This is a genomic window from Streptomyces sp. RLB3-17, assembly GCF_007113425.2.
Classification (GTDB): Bacteria; Actinomycetota; Actinomycetes; order Streptomycetales; family Streptomycetaceae; genus Streptomyces; species Streptomyces mirabilis_D.
In genome coordinates this window covers 11,638,609-11,658,676 of sequence record NZ_CP041610.2, presented here as the reverse complement: position 1 = coordinate 11,658,676, position 20,068 = coordinate 11,638,609, and the positions used below count along the sequence as shown (strand labels likewise).

16 protein-coding genes and 3 pseudogenes are annotated in these 20,068 nt (G+C 70.8%); 6 read left to right on the top strand and 13 right to left on the bottom strand.

From position 1 onward, the window contains the following. Positions 1–52: 52 nt before the first annotated feature. Positions 53–1,564 carry a condensation domain-containing protein gene (locus FNV62_RS52680; protein WP_143651798.1) on the top strand — a complete coding sequence of 504 codons (1,512 nt, stop codon included), beginning with the start codon at positions 53–55 and terminating at the stop codon, positions 1,562–1,564. A gap of 259 nt (positions 1,565–1,823) precedes the next feature. Here the strand turns inward: FNV62_RS52680 and FNV62_RS52675 are convergent, their stop codons facing one another. Next, entirely contained in the window at positions 1,824–2,981 is a 1,158-nt protein-coding gene (locus FNV62_RS52675) for an RNA-guided endonuclease InsQ/TnpB family protein (protein WP_143604917.1), read from the bottom strand. Positions 2,982–3,001: 20 nt separating this feature from the next. Between FNV62_RS52675 and tnpA the strand changes: the two are divergent. Next, positions 3,002–3,424 (top strand): annotated as a pseudogene (gene tnpA, locus FNV62_RS52670) (IS200/IS605 family transposase); the annotation flags it as partial. Between the two features lie 459 nt (positions 3,425–3,883). Here the strand turns inward: tnpA and FNV62_RS52665 are convergent. Further along, positions 3,884–4,021 carry a hypothetical protein gene (locus FNV62_RS52665; RefSeq protein WP_159055364.1) on the bottom strand — a complete coding sequence of 46 codons (138 nt, stop codon included), beginning with the start codon at positions 4,019–4,021 and terminating at the stop codon, positions 3,884–3,886. Between the two features lie 208 nt (positions 4,022–4,229). Here FNV62_RS52665 and FNV62_RS52660 point away from each other — a divergent pair, with 208 nt between their 5' ends. Next, entirely contained in the window at positions 4,230–4,691 is a 462-nt protein-coding gene (locus FNV62_RS52660; RefSeq protein WP_143604916.1) for a DUF2871 domain-containing protein, read from the top strand. A 69-nt stretch (positions 4,692–4,760) separates the two neighbouring features. Here the strand turns inward: FNV62_RS52660 and FNV62_RS52655 are convergent, their stop codons facing one another. Further along, positions 4,761–5,366, bottom strand: coding sequence for a TetR/AcrR family transcriptional regulator (locus FNV62_RS52655; protein WP_143604915.1), 606 nt, complete (start codon positions 5,364–5,366; stop codon positions 4,761–4,763). A gap of 172 nt (positions 5,367–5,538) precedes the next feature. Here FNV62_RS52655 and FNV62_RS52650 point away from each other — a divergent pair, with 172 nt between their 5' ends. Further along, the gene (locus FNV62_RS52650) at positions 5,539–7,152 is read left to right on the top strand and encodes a condensation domain-containing protein (protein WP_143604914.1); all 1,614 of its coding nucleotides are present in this window, start codon (positions 5,539–5,541) and stop codon (positions 7,150–7,152) included. 59 nt (positions 7,153–7,211) lie between these two features. Here FNV62_RS52650 and FNV62_RS52645 read toward each other — a convergent pair. After that, positions 7,212–7,421, bottom strand: a pseudogene (locus FNV62_RS52645) (zinc ribbon domain-containing protein); the annotation flags it as partial. Positions 7,422–8,135: 714 nt separating this feature from the next. On the opposite strand from FNV62_RS52645, the gene FNV62_RS52640 reads away from it, so the two are divergent. Next, positions 8,136–9,362: an IS110 family transposase gene (locus FNV62_RS52640; RefSeq protein ID WP_143604913.1), complete on the top strand. Its 1,227-nt coding sequence runs from the start codon at positions 8,136–8,138 to the stop codon at positions 9,360–9,362. On the opposite strand, the pseudogene FNV62_RS52635 reads toward FNV62_RS52640, so the two are convergent. Continuing rightward, positions 9,345–9,710, bottom strand: a pseudogene (locus FNV62_RS52635) (RNA-guided endonuclease TnpB family protein); the annotation flags it as partial. The gene FNV62_RS52640 and the pseudogene FNV62_RS52635 sit on opposite strands and share 18 nt — an antisense overlap. Before the next feature lie 603 nt (positions 9,711–10,313). On the opposite strand from FNV62_RS52635, the gene FNV62_RS52625 reads away from it, so the two are divergent. Beyond that, entirely contained in the window at positions 10,314–10,793 is a 480-nt protein-coding gene (locus tag FNV62_RS52625) for a MarR family winged helix-turn-helix transcriptional regulator (RefSeq protein ID WP_225900741.1), read from the top strand. A gap of 59 nt (positions 10,794–10,852) precedes the next feature. Here the strand turns inward: FNV62_RS52625 and FNV62_RS52620 are convergent, their stop codons facing one another. The 8 genes from FNV62_RS52620 to FNV62_RS52585 all read right to left on the bottom strand — a co-directional run bounded on the left by FNV62_RS52620 (position 10,853) and on the right by FNV62_RS52585 (position 20,031). Continuing rightward, complete coding sequence (locus FNV62_RS52620) at positions 10,853–11,776, bottom strand: transposase family protein (RefSeq protein ID WP_143604912.1); 924 nt, start codon at positions 11,774–11,776, stop codon at positions 10,853–10,855. 462 nt (positions 11,777–12,238) lie between these two features. Further along, positions 12,239–12,769 carry a MarR family winged helix-turn-helix transcriptional regulator gene (locus FNV62_RS52615; protein WP_205522497.1) on the bottom strand — a complete coding sequence of 177 codons (531 nt, stop codon included), beginning with the start codon at positions 12,767–12,769 and terminating at the stop codon, positions 12,239–12,241. A 42-nt stretch (positions 12,770–12,811) separates the two neighbouring features. Continuing rightward, positions 12,812–13,306, bottom strand: a complete 495-nt coding sequence (locus FNV62_RS52610) for a DoxX family protein (RefSeq protein ID WP_075032155.1) — start codon at positions 13,304–13,306, stop codon at positions 12,812–12,814. A 53-nt stretch (positions 13,307–13,359) separates the two neighbouring features. After that, a complete protein-coding gene (locus FNV62_RS52605) occupies positions 13,360–15,249 on the bottom strand; it encodes an amidohydrolase (protein ID WP_144316290.1) in 1,890 nt (629 codons plus the stop codon). A gap of 96 nt (positions 15,250–15,345) precedes the next feature. After that, positions 15,346–15,951: a YoaK family protein gene (locus FNV62_RS52600; RefSeq protein ID WP_413083906.1), complete on the bottom strand. Its 606-nt coding sequence runs from the start codon at positions 15,949–15,951 to the stop codon at positions 15,346–15,348. A gap of 706 nt (positions 15,952–16,657) precedes the next feature. Next, positions 16,658–17,320: a hydrolase gene (locus FNV62_RS52595; protein ID WP_143604909.1), complete on the bottom strand. Its 663-nt coding sequence runs from the start codon at positions 17,318–17,320 to the stop codon at positions 16,658–16,660. 650 nt (positions 17,321–17,970) lie between these two features. Next, positions 17,971–18,216 carry a hypothetical protein gene (locus FNV62_RS52590; protein ID WP_143614821.1) on the bottom strand — a complete coding sequence of 82 codons (246 nt, stop codon included), beginning with the start codon at positions 18,214–18,216 and terminating at the stop codon, positions 17,971–17,973. A gap of 630 nt (positions 18,217–18,846) precedes the next feature. Beyond that, positions 18,847–20,031, bottom strand: coding sequence for a glycosyltransferase (locus tag FNV62_RS52585; RefSeq protein ID WP_143604907.1), 1,185 nt, complete (start codon positions 20,029–20,031; stop codon positions 18,847–18,849). Positions 20,032–20,068: the final 37 nt, after the last annotated feature.

Genomic DNA, 20,068 nt, shown 5'->3' with positions numbered 1-20,068 from the left:
AAGGTTTTGCCAAGCCTTCCTTCTGTAGCCGCTGTCGAAGGAGCGAGCCGCGATGTCACTCTCCGGTCAGAAGCCGCCCGACCGCCTGGTCCCCTCCGCACGGACGGCGCTCACGGCGCTCACGGCTCTGCCGCGGGGCGCGGGCGGCGGCGGCGACGGCGCCGAGCACGCCGCGCCGCCCGCGTCCGGCGCCGAACCGCCCGGCACCCCCCTGCAGGAGATCGTCCGCGACCTGTTCGCCGAGGCGATCGGCGTGCCGCGGCGCACCGTCCACGCCGACTCCGACTTCTTCCGCCTCGGCGGGCATCCCGCGGCCGCGGCCCGGCTGCTGGCCCGGGCCCGCCGGGTGCTGGGCGCCGGCCTGGACGACCGCGCCCTGCGCGAGGCGCCCACCCCGGCCCGCTTCGCCGCGGCGGCCGGCGAGCGGCCGGCCGCCGCCACCGGGCCCGCCGGGGCGCTCGACGGGACACCCGACGGGGAGGGCAGCGCGGTCCTGCCGCTGCGGCTGCGCGGGGCGCTGAACGCAGGGGCGCTGCAGGAGGCGCTGGGAGACGTGGGGCGCCGTCACGGGGCGCTGCGCAACAGCCGGCTGGGCTCGGCCGGCACCCGGCTGCGCGCCCTGGCCGCCAGGGACCACCTGCTGGAGCTCACCCTCCCGGCCGACCTGGTCGACCTGTGGTCGCACACCCCGCTGGCCGCCGAACTCGCCCTGGCCTACCGGGCACGGGCCGCGGGCCGGGCGCCGCACTGGGAGGGCCCGGTGCCCGAGGCGGCGCCCCGGGCGAGGGCCGGCGACCTGGCGCCCACCGTGCCGCCGGGCAGCCGGCCCGCCCCGGCCGACGCCCGCGTCGGCCGCCTCGCCCTCGACTGGGACGCCGGCCTGCACCAGCGGCTGGCCCACCTGGCCGCCACGCAGGGCGCCACCCTGTTCATGGTGGTCCACGCCGCGCTCGCGGCCCTGCTCACCCGGCTCGGCGCGGGCCCCGCCATCACCGTGGCCGCGCCGGTGCCGGCCCGTGACAGCGCCGCCCTGCGCCGGGCCGTGGGCCCCTACGGGCGGGTACTGGCCCTGTCCGTGGACACCTCCGGCGACCCGGCCTTCACCACGCTGCTGCGCCGGGTACACGCCGCGGACCTCGCCGCCTACCGCACCGGCACCGCGGCACTGGCCCGGCCCGGCGGCATCGCGCTGAGCGTCCTGGCGGACAGCGGCGAGGCGTACGAGGCGGCCGGGCTCACCGTGCGGGCGGCCCCGCCCCTGCTCCCCCTGCGGGCCGCGGCCCTCGGCCTGATCCTGACCGAACGGCACACACCGGCCGGCGCGCCCGCGGGCATCGCCGTCACCGCCGCCTACCAGTACGACGCCGTCGGCGAGACGGCCGCCGCCCACCTGACCGGGCAGCTGACCGCCCTGCTCGAGGCCGCCCTGGACACACCCGCCGCCGCGCTGAGCCGGCTGGGCGGCGGGGCGAGGCCGCCGCTCGCCCCGGCCAGGACCCGGGAACACGCCGCCCCCTCCCCCGCCCGCCGGCCCGCACCCGCGGCGGTGCCGGTGGCCGGGTGAGCCCGGGCGGCTCTCCGGCCTGCGATTCCGGGGCGGGCCGAGCCGATCCGGGTGAAGCACCCGGGTGCGGTGTGGGGGGGGCGTGTACCGCCAGCCGCCGGCCGGCCAGGTCGGCCGATCGAAGACCGTATGCGTCTCGTGCTGCCCGTCAGCGCGTCGGGAGCTGGTCGTAGGTCGTCAACTTGACCCGGTCCTAATGGACCGGGTTTGGAGGTGGCGCCCAACTGGCTGTTGGGTGGGCTCCTCCGTCCAGACACCCTTATGGGGTGGCAGGGACGCGTGACTCACGCCCCGCAGTCCACACAGCCTCGCCCTTGCGGGCGATGTTGTGGGAAGCGTTCCGGTCTGCATGGGCAACGACCCCGCAGTTCCGGCAGATGAAGAGGGCCTGGCTTGCCCGGTTCTTCTTGTCGATGTGGCCGCACTCGCAGCACTGCTGCGAGGTGTAGGCGGGATCGACGAAGACGACGGGCACGCCGGCCCTGCGAGCCTTGTAGACGATGAAGTCTGCGAGCTGGGCGAAGGCCCAGGAGTGGAGCGCGACCCGTTGGGGCTTGCGGAGCCGTACCCTCTGCCGGATTCCATGGAGTTCTTCCAGGGAGATCCCGGCCGAGGTGCGTTCAGCCTCGGTCACGATCGTCTTGGCGATGATGTGGTTGGTGTTGGAGGCGTGGCGCTGCTCGCGCCGGTTGCGCTTCTTGAGGAGCCGCTTCGCGGACTTGGTGCCCTTGGCCTGGAGTTTCTTGCGCAGGTCGAGTTGCCGCTTGCGGTGGCGGTTCAGGCCGCGCCCGGCGGCTTTGTGACCGGTGGATGTGGTGGCGATGTTGGCGATTCCAAGGTCTACGCCGTTGAAGTGATCGGGCTCGTACTGCTCGGCCTCGGGAACGTCGCAGGTCGCGATCAGGTAGAACACGCCGTTACGCTCGATCAGATCAGACTCGCCCTGCCGGTGCTCCCGGAGCGTCTTGAGCCCATCCGGAGAACAGGCGAAGCGGACGTTCTTGATACGCCCGGCGGTCGTCCAGATCGAAACAGTCTGCGCGTCGTACTGCCAGCTCAAACACCGGTCGTCGTATGGCTGCGCGGCCTCGCGCCGGAAGGTGATGGGCTTCGCCTCGGCCTTGACGCGACGTTTCGATCCCGGCCTCCCCAGGTTCCCGGCCTTGATGTTGGCCTTGAGCGTCGTGTAGGCGTCGCGGGTCTTCTTGATGATGTGCTGGGCGGCCTGCGCCCCCAGTCCCCGCGCACGAAGTTCGCCGTACGTGTGCTTGCGCAGTTCGTACTCACGCGGGACACCGCGCTCGAACGCCACCGCCGACACCCAGTTCGCGGCCTCGTTGACCGTGTGCAGCGTCACCGAGAGCGCGGCGGCCTGCTCGGCCTCCGGCATCAGCTTCACCTGCGTCACGAGCTTCATGACCATGACCGTATCGGTCCATGTCGCCACGCTGGGAGCCAAACCCCAATATTCGCAGGGGTCGCACGGTCGTATGCACCCTCCATGCCCATTTGGCCTTCACACCCAAATGCCGGCGCGGACCATTCACCGACGAGATCCTTCGACGCTGCGAGGAAGTCATGCGCGCCGTCTGCGCGGACTTCGAGACAGAGTTGGTCGAGTTCAACGGCGAGACCGATCACATGCATCTGCTGGTGCACTACCCGCCGAAGGTCTCCCTGTCCCGGCTGGTCGGCTCCCTCAAGGGTGTCTCCGCCCGCAGGCTCCGTCAGGAGTTTCCCGGACACATCCGCAAGTACCTGTGGGGTGACCACTTCTGGTCGCCCTCGTACTTTGCCGCCTCGTGCGGGGGCGCCCCGCTGTCGATCATCAAGGAGTACATCGAGAACCAGAAGCGTCCCGGCTCAGGTCAACCGTGCGGACCCGTGGGAACTTGCGGGTCACAGCAGTCCAGACAGGCGCTTCCTCCCGGGCATGACCGCCCGGGGTTCCGCGCTAAATCCTGCTGAACGTGATGGCGTCCAGCGGCGCCTGCGCCAGCAGCGACGTACAGATGGTGATGCCCATTGTCGTCGTGGCGGGGGCGGCTGCTGCGGCCGTGCCCGCCACTCCGATTGCGGGCCGCCTGCCAGCAGGAAGCCGGCCGCGACGCAGGCGAAGGCGCGCTTGGCGCGCGTTCGGTTCTCCGGTGCGTGGGCCGCGCCGCTGGGGCACCGGCTCGCAAGGAGGTCCGTCCCCCGGCCGCCGTACCCGTCCGGGCGTGTCCGTGACCTTCCCTCAGCACGGCGGCAGGAAGGGAAAGACGGCGGTCAGGCCCCGGGCCGCCGGCGGCAGCGGGACGCCGGCCCTGCGGAGGTGCGTCATACGGCCTCTTCCGGGTCCTTGGGGGACGGCGGGGTGACGGGTCCGGGTGTGACCTGTGCGCTCGCCGCGCCCGCGGCGGCCAGGAAGAGTCCGGTGACCGCGGCGACGGCCGCGACCGTACGGGAGTGCCTCATGGGGTGCCTTTCGTCTGCGTGGGCCTTGCCGTGGACGAACCTCGACGCCCCCAGCCTGGCCCGGGGCGTCGCAGGGATCCTCGAGACCTGCTCGAGAGGGGCTCGAACGATCTCCTGAATCGGGCGAAGTGTTCGTTCCGGAGTGCTTCAATGGCCCCCGGCAGAGCCTGAATTGACCAGCACTGACCGGCAGGGAGCGAGCACGGGGATGCGGAAGTCGTACTACGCGGCACACGTCTACATGATCCTGGGAGTGGTCTCCGGGCTGTATTACCGGGAGTTCACCAAAGCCAACGATTTCACCGGCGACACCCAGCTGGCGCTCATGCACACCCATCTGCTCTCGCTGGGCATGATGGGTTTCCTCATCGTCCTCGCCCTGGACAAGCAGTTCGCCCTGTCCGGGACGAAACTGTTCACGTACTTCTTCTGGTTCTACAACGTGGGCATCACGATCACCGTCGCCATGATGTTCGTCCACGGCACCGAGACCGTGCTCGGCGACCATGTCCCCGAGGCGGTGCCGCTGACCGCGGGCCTCGGGCACATCCTGCTCACGGTGGGACTCATCCTGCTGTTCGTGCTCCTCGGCAAGCGGCTGAACGAGTCCGCCGGGGCGGGCCCCGCCGAGCCGGAGCAGGAGAAGGAGACGGCCAAGAGCCCCGTCTGAGAGCCCGGCCTGAGAGCCTCGCCCGAGGGGCCTGTCCGAGGGCCCCTCCGACAGACCGGTCCCGCCGGGTCAGACGGGCTGGGCCGCCGGGCCCAGCAGTGCGTCGGTCAGGGCGGCCAGCCGCTGGCGCGCCGGGTCCGGGCGCAGGCGGCCCGCCCGGGTGAGGGCGGCCTGGCCGTGCCAGGCGCTCCACAGGACCTCCGTGAGCAGCCCGCTGTCGCGGCCGGCCGCGACGGGCTCGACGGCCTGTCTGATCTCGGCGAGGACGTCCGCGAGCGGCGCCGGCGTGCCGGCCGCCCCGGTGGTGTCCTCGCCGGTGTCCTCGCCCGGGTCGAGGGTGAGCATGGCCTCGTAGAGGACCGGTCCGTGCTCGGCGAAGTCGGCGTAGGCGCGGGCGACCGCGCCCAGTGCCTCCTGCGGGTCACCGGCTTCCTCGCGGGCGGTGCGCAGCGCGGCGGCGAGTTCGGCGAAGCCTTCCAGGGCGACCGCGTGGACGATGGCGTCCTTGTTCTTGAAGTGCTGGTAGAGCACCGGCTGGCTGTACTCGATACGGTCCGCCAGGCGCCGTGTGGTGACGTAGTCCCAGCCTTCGGACTCGGCCATCTCACGGGCTGTGGTGAGGATCAGCCGGTGGCGCTGGGCCTGTTCGCGAAGGCGTCGCTCTCGGGGCGTCATGGAACGGACTTTAGCACTTTCGGCGAAAATCCAGCTGTCAGTGATAGGGTCCCTGCCTCTGAAAATCGGCTGCTGCCGTAGGGGAACGGCGGCTGTGCGGGGCAGGTTCGAGCGGTCTTCGAGGCACGGGCGCCAGCATCGGGGCACGACTGCCCACAGAGAGGGCCACCCCATGCTGACCCCGACTCCCCTGGAGGAGCTGCTCGACCTGGCCGCGGACGTCATCGGCTGCGACCGGCGCGCCCTGCCGGCCGGGGCCGCGGGTTCCCCCTTCATCACGCTGGGCGGCGGCCTCGCGCAGGCCGTGCGGCTGCAGGCGCGTGCCGGCCGGCAGCTGGGCCTGGCCGTGGACCTGGCGCAGCTGCTGGGTCCCGCCCCGCTGGCGGACGTACTGGCCCGGGCCGTGCCCGTGCCGGCCGCGGTGCCCGGACCGCCCGCGGGCGCGGTGCGGGCGTTGCTGCCCGGGCAGCGGGCGGCGCTGGCCGCCGAGCGGGCGGCGGGTGCCGGTGCGGTGTGCCGGGTGCTCAGTGCCGAGCTGGCCGGGCCGCTCGACGCGGGCGCGCTGCGCCGGGTGCTCGCCGCTCTCGGTGCGCGGCACGAGGGCCTGCGGACCGTGTTCGCGGATGGGCCGCACGGCCCGGTGCGGCGGGTTCTCGCCGCCTGCGCCCCGCCGCTGGTCACTCTGGAGGCGGCGGGAGCGGGCGGGGGCGGGGACCCGGTGGCGGCGGTGCACGGGTATCTGGCCGCGCGGGCGCGGCAGTTGGTGGGCCGGCCGGGCCGGCCGCCGCTCGTCTTCGCCCTGGGCCGTCTGGCCGGGGGTGCGCATCTGCTGTCGTTCGTGTACCACGACGCGGTGGCCGACAGCTGGTCGGCGGCGCTGCTGTGGCAGGAACTGCTCGCCGACTACGACCGTGCCGTGCACCGGCGCCCGCTGGTGCGGGGGTTGCGTCCCGGGCCGGATACGGCGGGGCGCGCCGTGGTGGCCGCCCGGGCGGGCGGGCTGCGGGCGGCGGGCGAGCGGGCCGAGCGGCTGCGCGGCTTTCCCGCCGCCGTGGACCTGGCGGAGGGTGCGCCGCGGCCTGCCGTGTTCGATGTCCGCGGCGAGCGGCTGCACGTCGGCCTCGATGTGCGGCTGCGGGACGCGGCCGATGCGACGGCCCGGCGGGCCGGCGTGCCGCACGGCACGGTGCTGCTGGCGGCGTGGGCGCTGGCCGTGGGCCGGCGCGCGGGCCTGGAGCGGCTGCTGGTGGGCTGCGAGGTGCCGCGCCGTGCCACGGCGGCGCTGCTGGGCACCCCCGCGCCGTGCTCGGCGACGGTGCCGGTGGGCTGTGAACTGGAGGGCGGCGTCGACTACTTCCTGCGCGGGGTCGCCTGCGCGTTCAGCGAGGCCCTCGGCTGCGCGGACCTCGACACCGCCGAGCTGGCGCGCGAGCTCGGGGTGCGCCCGGACCGTTCCCGGCCCGTCCTGACACCGGTGACGTTCGCGGCCCGCGACGAGCTGCTGCCCGCGCGTGTGCGGGCGGGCGACTTGAGCGCGCGTTTCCACCACGGGCACGCGGGCGCCGTCACGGCGGACGCCGCGCTGACCGTGCTGCGCTGGCGCGAAGACCCTCTGCTGCGTCTGGAGTTCGCCCCCGCGGTGCTCTCCCGCTCGCGGGCCGTGCGGCTGGCCGGCGAGGTGCGCGGCGCGCTGGCCGCGCTGACGGCGGCGTCCTCGCACACCCCGGTCGACGACCTGCTGCCCGCCCCGGCCGGGGCGCGCGATCTCGCCCTGCCGCTCTCCTAGGGTCCGTCTTCAAAGATCATCGGGTGACTCCTCCCCCGGCTGAAGCCGGGGGCTTCTCGCTATGCCGGGTTGGCGTCGCGACGGACCAGCCCGGCCCGTAGAACGTTGGTGGCTCCCACTGTGTCGGCGTGCGCGTGGTGGCCGCAGGCGACGCAGTGGAATTTCTCCTGTGTGGGCCGGTTCTCCTTCGCCGTGTGCCCGCATGCGGGGCAGGTGCGGGAGGTGTTGCGGGGGTCCACGGCGATCACTTCCCGTCCGGCGCTTTCAGCCTAATTCCCCTGTAAGGAACTCACCGGCTCTCGCCAGTCGGTGAGTTGGTTCGAACAGGTTGTGACGCTTGCACTCCACCGGGCCGTCAAGGTCTCCGACGAGCACGGCTGCGCAACCCAGCTGGCGGGTGGTGGCCTCGTGAGTTCCGGTGGATACCTCTCAACGTCACGGCCAAGATGCCTTCCCACAGAGCGGTGCCATCCGGTGCCCTCGCGACCACCACCCACCCGGCGCTGACGCTGCTGGTGGTTGTGTGGGCTCCGGACGCACGCCTTCTTTCAGCCTGGCCATGATGCCTCCGCCAAGATCGGCGGCGCTCGGCGCCTTCACGACCACCAGCGGCGTCAACACCGTTTGCTTGATCACTCGTTGGAGTTGGTGGTGCGAGCCCGTCGCACGGCGATCTCTCGCTTACCCCGAGCGCCTGAGCTCTGGGAACAGACCGGGGCCCGTGCGGCGAGCTGGTGCCACGAACGGCTAGTGTCCTGCGCCTGAAATTCCTAGGTAGTTTCGGCTGAGTTGCGGACGGTCAACACGCCTGGGCGGCGACCGAAGTTGGGACGCCAGGACGAGGCGGATCTACCGATGGATTACTGGCGCAGGACACTAGTGAGGTGTCGGCCCGATCCATGATCGAGGCCTGGAATTAGGTCGCTGCGTGGCCCCGCATGCGCTCGTGACCAGCGCGAACACCAGCACATAGAGGAGGGAAGTTGATCTACTGCGGCATCGACTGGGCCGAGAAGACGCACGACGTCGCCCTGGTCGACGACGACGGCAAGCTCCTGGCCAAGCGCCACATCACCGACGACGCAGCCGGCTACAAGATCCTCCTGGACCTGCTCGCCGAGCACGGCGACACCGAGGACGATCCCATTCCGATCGCCATCGAGGCCTCCCGCGGCCTGCTCGTCGCCGTGGTGCGGACCGGGAAGCGGCAGGTCTACGCGATCAACCCGATGGCCGCTGCCCGCTACCGCGACCGCCACGCGGTCACCCGGAAGAAGTCCGACCCCGGCGACGCCCTCGTCCTGGCGAACATCCTGCGAACCGATATGCACGCGCATCGGTCGCTGCCGCAGGACAGCGACCTGGCCCGCGCCATCGCCGTCCTCGCGCGCGCCCAGCAGGACGCAGTCTGGAACCGGCAGCAGCTGTCCAACCAGCTCCGCTCGCTCCTGCGCGAGTACTTCCCCGCCGCCCTCGACGCCTACCTGCACTGGCAGAACGGCCTCTGCCGCCCCGAGGCCAGAGTCCTGCTGGAACTCGCACCCACCCCGACGAGAGCCGCCAGGCTGTCGATCGCGCAACTGCACTCGGCGCTCAAACGCGCCGGCCGCCAACGCCGGATCGACGCCGACGCCGAACGCATCCACGAGGTTCTGCGGGCCGAATACGCACACCAGCCACCGTTGGTCGAGGACGCGCTCGGCAAGCAGATGCTCGCACTGCTGCGGCAGCTCGACGCCGCCTGCATCGCCGCCGACCAGCTCGCCGAGGCGGTGGAAGAGGCTTTCCCTCAGCACCCGGACGCCGAGATCATCCTGAGCTTCCCCGGACTCGGAACCCAGCTCGGCGCCCGGATCCTCGCTGAGATCGGAGACGATCACACCCGCTTCACCACCGCCCGCGGCATGAAGGCCTACGCCGGCGCATCCCCGATCACCAGGGCCTCCGGGAAGAAGTCCAGCATCACCAGACGCTGGGTGAAGAACGACCGGCTCAACCACACCGGCTGCCTCTGGGCCTTCGCAGCCCTGACCGCCTCCCCCGGGGCCAAGGCACACTACGACCGACGCCGCGAGGCCGGGGACTGGCACGCCGCCGCTCAGAGGAACCTGTTCAACAAGATGATCGGCCAGCTCTACCACTGCCTCCAGAAACACATCCTGTTCGACGAGACTCTCGCCTTTCGCATCGAACTACCCGCCGCTGCTTGACACGTTGCAACCGTGAGGTGTCTTGGCGTGCAGGATCGTCAGGAACACCCCCCATCCGGCATCGCTGATCGACGCGTTGAGCCCGGCTTTGACGGCGGCCCCGTTGGGCAGGAAGGTGCCCGGCCGGCCGGGGTCGGGCTTCGGTGCGGGGGCCTTGCTCATGCTGCGGATCCTGAGGTCCTCGTGCGCGATGACGTCATGTGCGCGGACCGGGCCCGGCGCGGTCTTGTGTGCGTGGTCGAGCCGCCGGCGGCGCACCGTGCCGTGGAGCCGGGCGACCTTCTCCACCGCGCGCCGGTGGCTGGCGGTGCGGTCCTTCGCCTTGCAGCGCGGGAACCGGGATCGCGCAGACCATCCCGGAGAAGACCGACCAACGACGGCGCCGGCTGAGCCGCGGTTGCTGCGGCGGGAGACTGCCAGGGTTCGGCCGGGAGACCTACCGGCGACGCAATACGATCGAGCGCTGCTTCAACCGGCTCAAGGGCCTCCGCGGGATCGCCACCAGATACGAAAAGACCGCCACCTTCCACGAAGCGGCGCTCACCCTCGCATCGTTTCTGCTCTGGGCAAGATCGGTTTGAAGACGGACTCCAGCCGTCCTCGATCCGATCGGCCTGTTCGTCGTTGCGTTCTTGCCCCCCTTGCATCGCGCGGTTGTTGCCAGCACGGCGGGTGGGGTCGCATCCGCTCAGACCGCCAAGGGCGGAAGGTGTGTCGGCAGCCGTGCGTGGAACGCGAACGTGGCGCACACCGCTCTCATATCGTGCAAAATTCAATTACACTTCGAGTGTCACCGACTGCGGGACTGAGACGGCTGGGACCACCCGCCCAAGGGTGTGATGTGCAGCCGGACTCTGGCGCGATCAGCGCATCCGCTGCACGAATGACCCACGTTGCCGGGGCGGCCTGTGACACAGAGCGGTGCGGCATCGCCAAATTCAGGGAGTCCGTGTGGAGATAACCGAATCGGCCGCCCTTGACGCGCAACAGCCTGTGCGCTCCTTCAGCAGTGCGGCACGCTGGCTCACTGAGCACGTCGGGCAGGAGTTCCGACGCAAGACCGGCATGTGGCAGATCCACTACGAGATGCTTTCTTGGCTGTCGGAAGCTCCTGATGGGCAACTGGGCCTGACCGAGTTGGCTCGCCGGATGGGGATATCGACAAGCAGACTCTCCCATCTGGTGGACCGCACACGGGAGCACGGTTGGGTGGAGCGCGTACCGGATCCTGTCGGCCGTCGTATCGTCCTCGCCAGGCTGACCGGCACAGGAAGAGATGCTGTGCAGGCAGCAGCTCCCCTCCAGCTTGCGTGCGTGCGCTCTCACTTCCTCGATCGCCTCACCCTTGCCCAGGTGGAGCAGCTGCGCGAGATCAGCGAGGCCCTTATCGGGTCGGTCGACCAACAGGATGAAGGCGGCAGTACCTTCTAACGAGGTTGTGCTCGATTGAGGTCGAGGTGTGCTGGCCTGGCGGATTGGCTGGTCGGTGATCACCTCTCGGCGGCGCGATCGGAGACCAGGCCAGCCACGGCGGAGTAGATCTCGTCGAAGTACTCGCGGCGGCCGACATACCGCTGGAGGGGGCGCCACTGCTTGTGCTCGGCATTGGCGTGCTCGACGCAGATCCGTTCCGAGGACTGCTGATGGCGAGCCGCCTCCCAAGCAGTAACTTCCTCCGCCGGGGCATCCTTCTTCGGTTTGAGCGGCGGGGCCTGGACCTGGTCGGGGAACTGCTTGGCCAGTCCCCGGTAGCCCGCGTCGACCTTGGCCTTGACCTGCGGGTACCGCTCAAGCAGGTCGCAGATCCCCTCGTCCTTCACAGCCGTCTGGTCGTGCATCCGGCCAGGCCGGCACGCCCCGGCCCACAGGGTGCGGCCCTGCTCGTCGGTGACGACGGTGGCCTTCTTGGTGTTCTGCCGCATCTTCCCCGAGACGAAGGCGCGACGGCCGGGCTTACTCGCCCGCGGACGGCGTACCCGGACCTCCGTGCCGTCCAGTCGCAGCTCGACGCCCTCGGCCGCGGCGTAGGCGAAGACATCTGCCAGCGTGCGAAGCCGCAGGCCAGGGCAACCCGGCACGGCGAAACCCCGGTTGGCGAGCAGCGGCCGGATCTCGTGGACAGCCCGGGTGATCGTGGAGCGGGCCACGCCGTAGAGCACGGCCACGGCTACGTGCGGAAGCTGGAAGCGCAGGACGACCAAGGTGGCGATGACCCGGTCGGTGAACACCAACTGGTGGTTCGGTCCTGCACCGGCGGCGCGCATGCGCTCGTGGCCTCGGCGATCATGCAGTCGCCCCTCTTCTGAGGCCATCCAGGCGTCGGCCAACTCACCGATCAACGAACCGAGCCGACGGCGTTGAAGGCCGGTGAAGACAGGATGGGACAAGCCCGTGCGGCCAAGGTATTGCGTCACAACAACACCTAACCGGCGCGGCCTCCTCCATGTCACCTCCGCAGGAACGATCGGCGGGCGCCTAGACCCGTCAGCTGTGCCGTCGCCGACGTCGTAGAGCAACAGCGGTGTTGATGAGGGCCCCGAGCAGAGTGCCCCCCAGCAGCCATGTCACAGAGTGGACAAGCGATGCCGTGTAGTCGGAGAACGTCCGCGACAGCCCGTACCCAAGCAATCCACCTGTAAGCAGGATCGCCCAGTTCAGCAAGAGAAGCGTCCAACCGTTCCGAGCGCGCAGCCAGTCATTCACGGGAGCATCCTGCACCCAGCAGGCCAGGCCATCAACACCTGATTACCTTGTAGGACCGGAATCGCAAGCCCGATGTCAATCGCACACCACGTCGTAGGAAGGTTGGGGCGGACCCTCCATACCCCGATCAGCGAGTCCTGCGGGGCGGACCGTGTGATGCATCAAACGCGCCGTTACTTCCCGAGATCGTCGTTGGCGTCACGCAGTTCACGCATGGCATCGGCGAGCTCGGCGAACCCGTCGCGTCCGAGGGGGGTGAGGACTCGGGCGCGCATGATCTGCGTCACCAGCTGGGAGATGGCGCGGGCCATGTCCTTACCCTGGTCGGTCAGTTCGAGGTAGATGAGGCGCCGGTCATCCTGGCAGGTCATACGTCGGGTCAAACCGGCGTTGCAGAGCCGGTCGCCGACCTTGGTGAACCCGCCGCTGGACTTACGTGTCTCGTGTGCCAGGCGTGTCATCGGCATCCGGTACTTGGGGGCATTGAGCAAGCGCACCAGGACCTCGGCCGCGCCGGGGCCGAGGTTGAAGCGATCGGTCAGCTCGCTCGCGAGGGAGTCATGTGTGGCGTGGAAGCCCTGCATCACCAGCATCCACCAGTCGAGCAGTTCACGATCAATGTCCTGCTCGACACCTCGGTCGTCGCCACTGTCGGCGGGGGGCGGTGGTTCTTCGCCCTGCCGACCCCTCGTTTCGCGCTCCACAACAGTCTTAACGTGCGGGTGGCGCGAATGTTCCTGATCGCTTCAGTGGTGAGGGACCGGCTGTGCGAGAAGGGCGCGGGTCATCAGCCCACTGGAAACGCCGAGGCCGACGGCCGCGGCTGCCCACCATGGGGCCCAGGGAAGCAGACCTATGGCCTGGTCGACCGACCAGCGGCCGGGTCCGGTGAGCGTGAGCACGGCCGGCAGGAGCATCAGGATGAGCGGGTACTCGTAGCCGTTGTTCTGCACCCAGAGGCCGTTGCGCCACTTCACCGTGACCGCGACCGTCATGACTCCCCCTGCGATGGTGGCCGCCAAGGGGGTGAGCGCTCCTGCACACAGCAGCAGCCCCGCGGCTATCTGTCCGCCTCCCGCGGCGGCCGCAGTGAGCCGGCCGCCGCAGAATCCGTCTGCTCGGAACTCTGCCGCTCCGCCCTCGATGCCATGGCCGCCGAGGCGGTGGCTGACTTTCTGGATCCCATGCCCGACGAAGAGCAGGCCGACGGCCAGTCTCAGGATGAGCAGTCCGGTGTTCATCACATTCTCCTCAAGCGTGGGTGGCTGGTGCAGCAGCGATGAGCTGCGGTGGGCTACAGCACGAAGCAGGTGTCGAAGATCTCCGTCCGAGCCTCCGGGATGAAGCCGCGCTGGGCGCGCCAGTGCCGGTGCTGTTCGGACTCGGCGACGGCCTGGCCGAGCAGTTCGGCCTGTCGCGCGCCCGAGATGCTGGGCTTGACGGTGGCCTGGTAGCCCCCGTAGTGGGCGACCGGGCTCCATGCCGGGCTGATCGCCGGTATCGCCTCGTCCAGGCCCTCGTACTCGGCGGCGGCGTAGACGATGCGGCCGCCGGCGACGGTCAGCAGGGACTCGATGTGCGGGATGTCCTGCTCGGGGACGGTGAGGAAGTCGTCGGACAGGACGGCGAGGTCGCCGTAGAAGCCGGGCTTGAGAATGCCCTTGACGTCCCGCTCTCCGGTGAGCTGGGCGCCGGCCTGGGTGTACATGGTCAGTGCGGTTTCTCGGCTGACCCGGTTTTCCGGCGGATAGATCGTCAGATCGCCGACGGTCCGGCCGGAGATGAGCCAGTGCAGCGCGACCCAGGGGTTGTAGGAGGACACCCGGGTGGCGTCCGTGCCGGCGCCGACGGTCAGGCCGCGCTCCAGCATGGCCCGCACCGGCGGTGCGTCTGCGGCGGCCTGGGCGCCGTAGCGGCGTACGAATGCCTCGCCCTGGAAGGACATCCGGTTCTGGATCGACATGGCGCCGCCGAGTGCGGCGATGCGGTCGAGGCTGTCGCCCGAGACGGTCTCCGCGTGGTCGAACAGCCAGCGGTTCCCGGCGGGGAAGAGACCCTCGGCGGCGAGCTTCTCGAAGACGGCGAGGTCGCGGCGGATCGTCTCGTCGTAGGTGGCGTGCAGTCGAAAGCCCCAGCCGTTCTCCATCAGCAGCCGCACGGCCTGCTCGAAGTCCCCCTCGTAGCCGGCGGCCAGTTCGGGCCGCGGCTCGGTGAAGTTCTCGAAGTCGGCTGCCGACCACGTCAGGTTCTCTCCGGCGCCGTTGAGCCGGAGCCATTCGTCGCCGTCTCCGGGCCGGATCATGCCGATCCAGCGCTTGAGGTCGTCGATCTCCTGTCCCGGAGTCTGCGGGAAGAGGTGGTAGGCGATGCGGAGCGACAACTGGCCGGCCTTGGCGAGGTCGATGACGGTGCCGTAGTTGTCGGGGAAGTTCTGGAAGCCCCCGGCCGCGTCGATGGCCGAGGTGAGGCCGAACCGGTTCAGCTCGCGGAAGAAGTGCCGGGTGGACGTCTTCAGGTCCTCTCCCTGCAGGGTCGGTGCCGCGGCAAGGGTGGAGTACAGGATGAGCGCGCTGGGCGCGGCGAGGAGCATGCCGGTCGGCTCCCCGTCACGACCACGCACGAGTTGACCGCCCTTGGGGTCAGGGGTGCTCTTGGTGTAGCCGGCCGCCTTCAGCGCCGCGCGGTTCATCAGGGCGGACTGGTACAGGTGCAGCACGAACACCGGTGTGTCCGGCGCGGCCGCATTCAGCTCGGCGAGGGTCGGAAGGCGCTTCTCGGCGAACTGGTCCGCCGACCATCCGCCGACCACCCTGACCCACTGCCCCTTGGGGGTGCGGGCGGCCTGATCGCGCAGCATCGCCAGTGCCTGGCGCAGCGTGGGCACACCGTCCCAGCGCAGCTCCAGGACGTAGTTCAAGCCGCCCCGGATCACGTGCACGTGGGAGTCGTTGAGGCCGGGGATGACCCGGCGGCCCAGCGCGTCGACCACCCGGGTGCGGGCGCTGATCAGGGGGGCGACGTCCTTGTCGTCACCGACCACGGTGACCTTGCCGTCTTTGATGGCGACGGCGCTGGCCTGCGGGTTCACCGGGTCGCCGGTGTAGATCTTGGCGTTGCGGACCACGATGTCGGCGACGTGATCGTCGTTGGCAGGGGGCAGGCCAGCCACAGGCATAGTGGCCATGGAAATCATCTCCAGTGGGGGGTGCTCAGAAGCTGTGTGAGGGGTGAGGCGGCTGCCGCGGCCGCGGTGGGGCGGGACGTGACCGGGCGGGGTGCGTCAGCGGGGGGATGAGCTGCGCGGCACGGCCAAGGCGGCGGCAGCGGTACCGAATGTGCTGACCAGCAGGGGCCAGCCAAGCCCCGTGTGTTGCACGAGCAGGGCTCCCCCGAATGCGCCGGCCAGCATCGCCAGCACCGAGACCAGTCGGCGGCCGGCACGCGGATTGGTACCGCCTGCCAGAGTCGAGTCGGAGGCCAGTCCGGTCAGCGTGAGTGTCAGCACCGTCGTGGTCACATCCGGTACGGCGAGTTTGCGGACCGTCCCGTTGCGCAGGCCCATGGCCAATGCGATCAGGGCGATGAGCACATCGACCGCACGGCTCGCGGTGAAGGCGACAGTGGTAGCCGTGGCCAGGAGCACTACTTCCAGCACCAGGATCCAGCGCAGCCAAACCGGCGAAGTGCGGCGGCGCATCACGGATTCCAGACGGCCGGCGACCCCGGCTCCGAGAAGGAAGGCGACCAGCGACACCACCGAGCCGAGCACCGAGAAGCCGGGGACGCCGGCCGCGGCGAAGCCGATGATGACCACGTTGCCGGTCATGTTGGCGGTGAAGACGTGTCCCAGCCCCAGATAACTGATCGCGTCGATGAGGCCGCTCACCGCCGTCACGATCATCAGCGCCGGCAGCAGCGGCTCACGACCACCCGGCGCGCCGGGTGCCGAGGAATGATTGAGGTTCACCTGGTTCCTCCGAGGATGCCCCGGCCTTCAGGCCGGGAAGGAATCGGACTCCTGCGGAGCAGGGCAGGGAACGGGGTTTCGCCTCCAGGTCGAAAGACCGTCCACGCGATCGGGTAGCGTGGTCGACGTGCGTTGCGAGAACCAAGCGCGCACACCGTGCTGAGCGAGAGCCAAGCCAGCACAGCAACTCCTTTGCTTGTAGTACCAAACCGGGCAGGTTCCGACCCGGCTGGTGTTGAGGGTGTAAGACCCGTAGGTCCGCTGGACCCGCAGGCAGCCTGAGCCAGGAATCCCCCTGCTTCAGCGGGGGGAGGGTTCAATGTCGTTCCCTTGGGCCACAGCCCGTGTCCGGTTCGGGTTGATCTCGCATGCAGACGTGGTGTGACGTATCGGCTGGACGCCCTGCCGCAGGGTCTTCGCGAGTGCCCTCGGCCGGCAGCCGCGCGGACGAGGCGTTCGGGCCACTTGCGCGCAGTTCGGCGCCTGCCTGCGATATGCGGCGTTCGCCCTGCGGCACGGGATCATTTCCGCGCCGCTGAACCCCGAGCATCGGGCGCATCGAGGTCCTGCCTGGCCAGCCGGCGCCGGCCCGGGGCGGAGTGCCCTCGGGCCAGCGGCCCAGCGGTCAGCCCGCGGCGTGGGCGCCGATGACGGACTGGGCGTAGACGACGCCGAGACCGTAGACGCCGCCGTGCTCCTTGACGATCTCCATGACAGGGAGGTACGTCTCGGCACGGGCCCAGTCGCGCTGCAGCTCGAGCAGCACCTGGATCCAGGTCACCGGCACAGCACCGGCACTGACCATGCGCTCGATGGCGTGCTCGTGCGCCTGCGGGCTGATGCCGCCGGAGGCGTCGGCCACCACGTACACCTCATAGCCCTGCCCGAGCGCGGACAGCACCGGGAGCACGAGGCACACCTCGGTCCAAAGACCCGAGATGATGATCTTCCTGCGGCCCGTGGCCTTGATCGCCTCGACGACCGCGTTGTCCTCCCAGGCATTCATCGTGGTGCGGTCGATGATCTCCTCGCCCGGGAAGACCTCGGCCAGCTGCGGCAGGAGCGGGCCGGAGAACGACTCGGCGGCCACGGTGGTCAGCACCACCGGGACGCTGAACGCCCTGGCCGCCTTCGCCAGGCCCACGGTGGCGTTGATGATCGCGGTGCGGTCGCCACTGCCGGTGCCGAAGAACATCTGCGGCTGGTGGTCGACGAACAGCATCACCGAGTTGTCGGGAGTCAGCAGGTCCGGGCTGGGAGCGGCCTTGACGTTGGCGATGTTGAACATGATGGGTTCCTTTTCTTCTGGTACAGGCAGGGACACACGCCTGGCGTGTCTGCCGGCGGGTCCGCCGAAGAGGCGGCCGACCCGTGCGAGCAGTCCCTGCAGTCGGTTCTTGGATGCCGACATCGCGGCCTCCTTGGGTGTCACGCCGGGGCGGGTGGCCCGTCCCCGGGTAGGGCGCTCACACCAATCAATCTTCCACGAGAGATGCTTCCGCGCAAGAAGTTGAATTGTGAACTAGATGGGAGGTGTGTCACGTGAGGGGCGTCACTCCGCGCCTGCGGACTCATGAGCCCACGGCGAAGCACTTGCTCTCGGCGCACCCCAGCAATCCGCCGACCCCGGCCCGGGCGGCCCGTCATCCCGGACGCCAACGCCCCCATGCCCGATGCCCTCGCCATGTCCCCCGAGTGCGCACGTACGACAGCCGGCCATACCCGGTGCGCTCGGCCACCCGGACCGGGGAGACACGGGCTCCCGACCACGCCCGGAAAGGCGGCATGGCGACCTGCGGACACGCCGTCAGGCGCCCGGCGGGTGCGGACAGTTGCCGGCCGGGATACCGGAGAGGTTCCCACCGGGTCCCTCGGCACGCATCGCACTTACCGTTGCACGCAGCCCGTCCGGCAACGGGTGGATCTGGCCGGGTCGGGTTACGGCTTACATGAGCCCCACGCCGGCGGGCGCCACTGCTGCATGGGGCAGACGCAGGTCAGCACGCCTCCCCGGCCTTCGACCCCGGGCCGGCCGTAGACGGCGACGCCGTGCTGGCGGGCAAGCTCGGCGCGGACCTGGTCGATCTTCTCCGTCACAACGCTGATCGCGTCGGGTCCGGGGAAGAGTCGCACCGGGAAGGCGCCGCCGTCGATGGCGTCGACGATGACCGCGGCGCCCTTCACCGGGTCACCGGGCTGCTGGTGGTTGAAGCCGGCCGTGTCCGTACGGCGGCGGGGGCGTCCGGTGCGCGCGTGCCGGGGGAATGCACGCGCGCACCGGAGCCGGTGCCCGGGCGGCCGGCGGGCCGGCGCCCGGGGGGCGGGGTGCGGATCCCTCCGGGGGTTGGGCGGGATACGCACCCGAGGCGGGCTCGGCCGGGCGGACCAGGGCCCCGGGGAGAGGCCGGCTCCCGGGAGGGGAAGCCGTCCCGCCCGGCGTGCGGGAGTCGGTCCTGCGGCGGAGCGGGCGTCACTCCTTCTGCGGACGGGACTCCCTCGGGAGGATGGCGGTGAGCGCCCCGGAGGCGGGGCGAGGAGCCCCGGGCGCCCTGTCTCCGTCCCCGGGAGCCCGGTCCGCAGGCCCCGGCCGGGGGCCGGGTCCCGCCCCGGGGACGGGAACCGGACACCCGCAGACCGGGTCCGGGCGCGCCGGGCCAGGCACCCGGGACGCGGGGATCGAGCGCCCGGGGACCCGGGGCCGGACATCCGGGACCGGAGGCCGGGCACGCCGGACCGGGGATCCGGCGGCCTGGAGCGGGTCCCCGGAGACCGGGGCCGGACACCCGCAGGCCGGGGCAGATGCCCGGGCCGGAGTCAGGCCGTGAACTGTGGGAGGCGGGTGGCGGTTTCGGTGGGGGCGGGCATGGAGGCGATCTCGGTGGCGACCTTGCGGGCCGCGTCGCGGTAGGTCTCGTCGCCCAGGATGCGGCGGGCCTGTGCGGTGACCGCGCCGGCCGTCAGGTCGGCGGCGTAGACCACCTCGCCCGCGCCCGCGTCGCGTACGGCGGCGGCGTTGGCGGGTCCGTCGGCGCCCTGCGGGAGGATCAGCTGGGGCAGTCCGGCCGCGAGCGTGGCCAGGGTGGTGCCGGCGCCGCCGTGCTGGACGACCAGGGCCGCCCGCTTCAGTGCCTCGGGCTGGGCCACCCACGCGGCCACCACCACCCGCTCGGGCAGTTCGCCCAGGTCGGCGACGTCCACCACCGGGCCGGTGGCCACCAGGACCGGCACCTCGAGCGGCAGCAGCCCCTCGATGACCGTGCGCAGGACGTCCACCGAGCCCAGTGCGGTGCCCAGGGTCAGGTAGACGAAGGGGCCGTCCGCATCCCGGATGGCCGCGGGCAGTTCGCCCGGCTCGCCGTAGGCGACGGGGCGCTGCTCGACGCGGGGCAGCGGGGCGGCCAGGAAGCCGCGGTCCTGCAGGGAGGGCGGGCAGATGTCGATGTAGGTGCGGGCCAGGGCCAGCAGCTGGCCGCCGGGCACGTGCACGCCCAGGTCGGCGGCGGTGGCCAGCAGTTCCTCCTGGATGCGGGCCTCCTCGGGGCCCATCGCCATCACGCCCACGCCGTGCGCGACGGCGGGCACGCCCGCCAGGTGCGCGGCGAAGGCGGCGCCGGGGTTGAGCGCCTCATAGACGACGAGGTCGAAGCCCCCGCCGGCCAGGACGGGGGCGAGGTCGGCGGCCACCCAGCGGGGCAGCACCGAGCCGAACACCTTCACATGCAGGTCGGCCAGTACCTCGGGCGGCACGTCCTGGGCGCCCAGGTCGCCGTCGCCCTCGCCGTGTTCGAGGCCGGCACTGCCGCGTACTGCTTCCATGAACGCCTCGGGAACCGAGCGGCCCGCCGCCACCGGCTCAAGGCCGGCCGCCCGCAGGGCCGGGTGCAGCTGCTCGCCGGTGGCGAAAGCGACCTCGTGGCCCGCGGCGCGCGCGGCCTTCGCCAAGGGAAGCAGGGGATACACGTGCCCGAAGTTGCCCGCGCTGGCAAAGAGGATTCTCATACCGCCCCACGGTAGGGACGCCCCCACCCTTTGTCTA

What these genes read in the sequence shown, in the direction of transcription:
- FNV62_RS52680 (WP_143651798.1), top strand. Translation starts at nt 53, where the DNA reads ATGTCACTCTCCGGTCAGAAGCCGCCCGACCGCCTGGTCCCCTCCGCA.
- FNV62_RS52675 (WP_143604917.1), bottom strand. Translation starts at nt 2,981, where the DNA reads ATGAAGCTCGTGACGCAGGTGAAGCTGATGCCGGAGGCCGAGCAGGCC.
- FNV62_RS52665 (WP_159055364.1), bottom strand. Translation starts at nt 4,021, where the DNA reads ATGAGGCACTCCCGTACGGTCGCGGCCGTCGCCGCGGTCACCGGACTC.
- FNV62_RS52660 (WP_143604916.1), top strand. Translation starts at nt 4,230, where the DNA reads ATGCGGAAGTCGTACTACGCGGCACACGTCTACATGATCCTGGGAGTG.
- FNV62_RS52655 (WP_143604915.1), bottom strand. Translation starts at nt 5,366, where the DNA reads ATGACGCCCCGAGAGCGACGCCTTCGCGAACAGGCCCAGCGCCACCGG.
- FNV62_RS52650 (WP_143604914.1), top strand. Translation starts at nt 5,539, where the DNA reads ATGCTGACCCCGACTCCCCTGGAGGAGCTGCTCGACCTGGCCGCGGAC.
- FNV62_RS52610 (WP_075032155.1), bottom strand. Translation starts at nt 13,306, where the DNA reads ATGAACACCGGACTGCTCATCCTGAGACTGGCCGTCGGCCTGCTCTTC.
- FNV62_RS52605 (WP_144316290.1), bottom strand. Translation starts at nt 15,249, where the DNA reads ATGGCCACTATGCCTGTGGCTGGCCTGCCCCCTGCCAACGACGATCAC.
- FNV62_RS52595 (WP_143604909.1), bottom strand. Translation starts at nt 17,320, where the DNA reads ATGTTCAACATCGCCAACGTCAAGGCCGCTCCCAGCCCGGACCTGCTG.
- FNV62_RS52585 (WP_143604907.1), bottom strand. Translation starts at nt 20,031, where the DNA reads ATGAGAATCCTCTTTGCCAGCGCGGGCAACTTCGGGCACGTGTATCCC.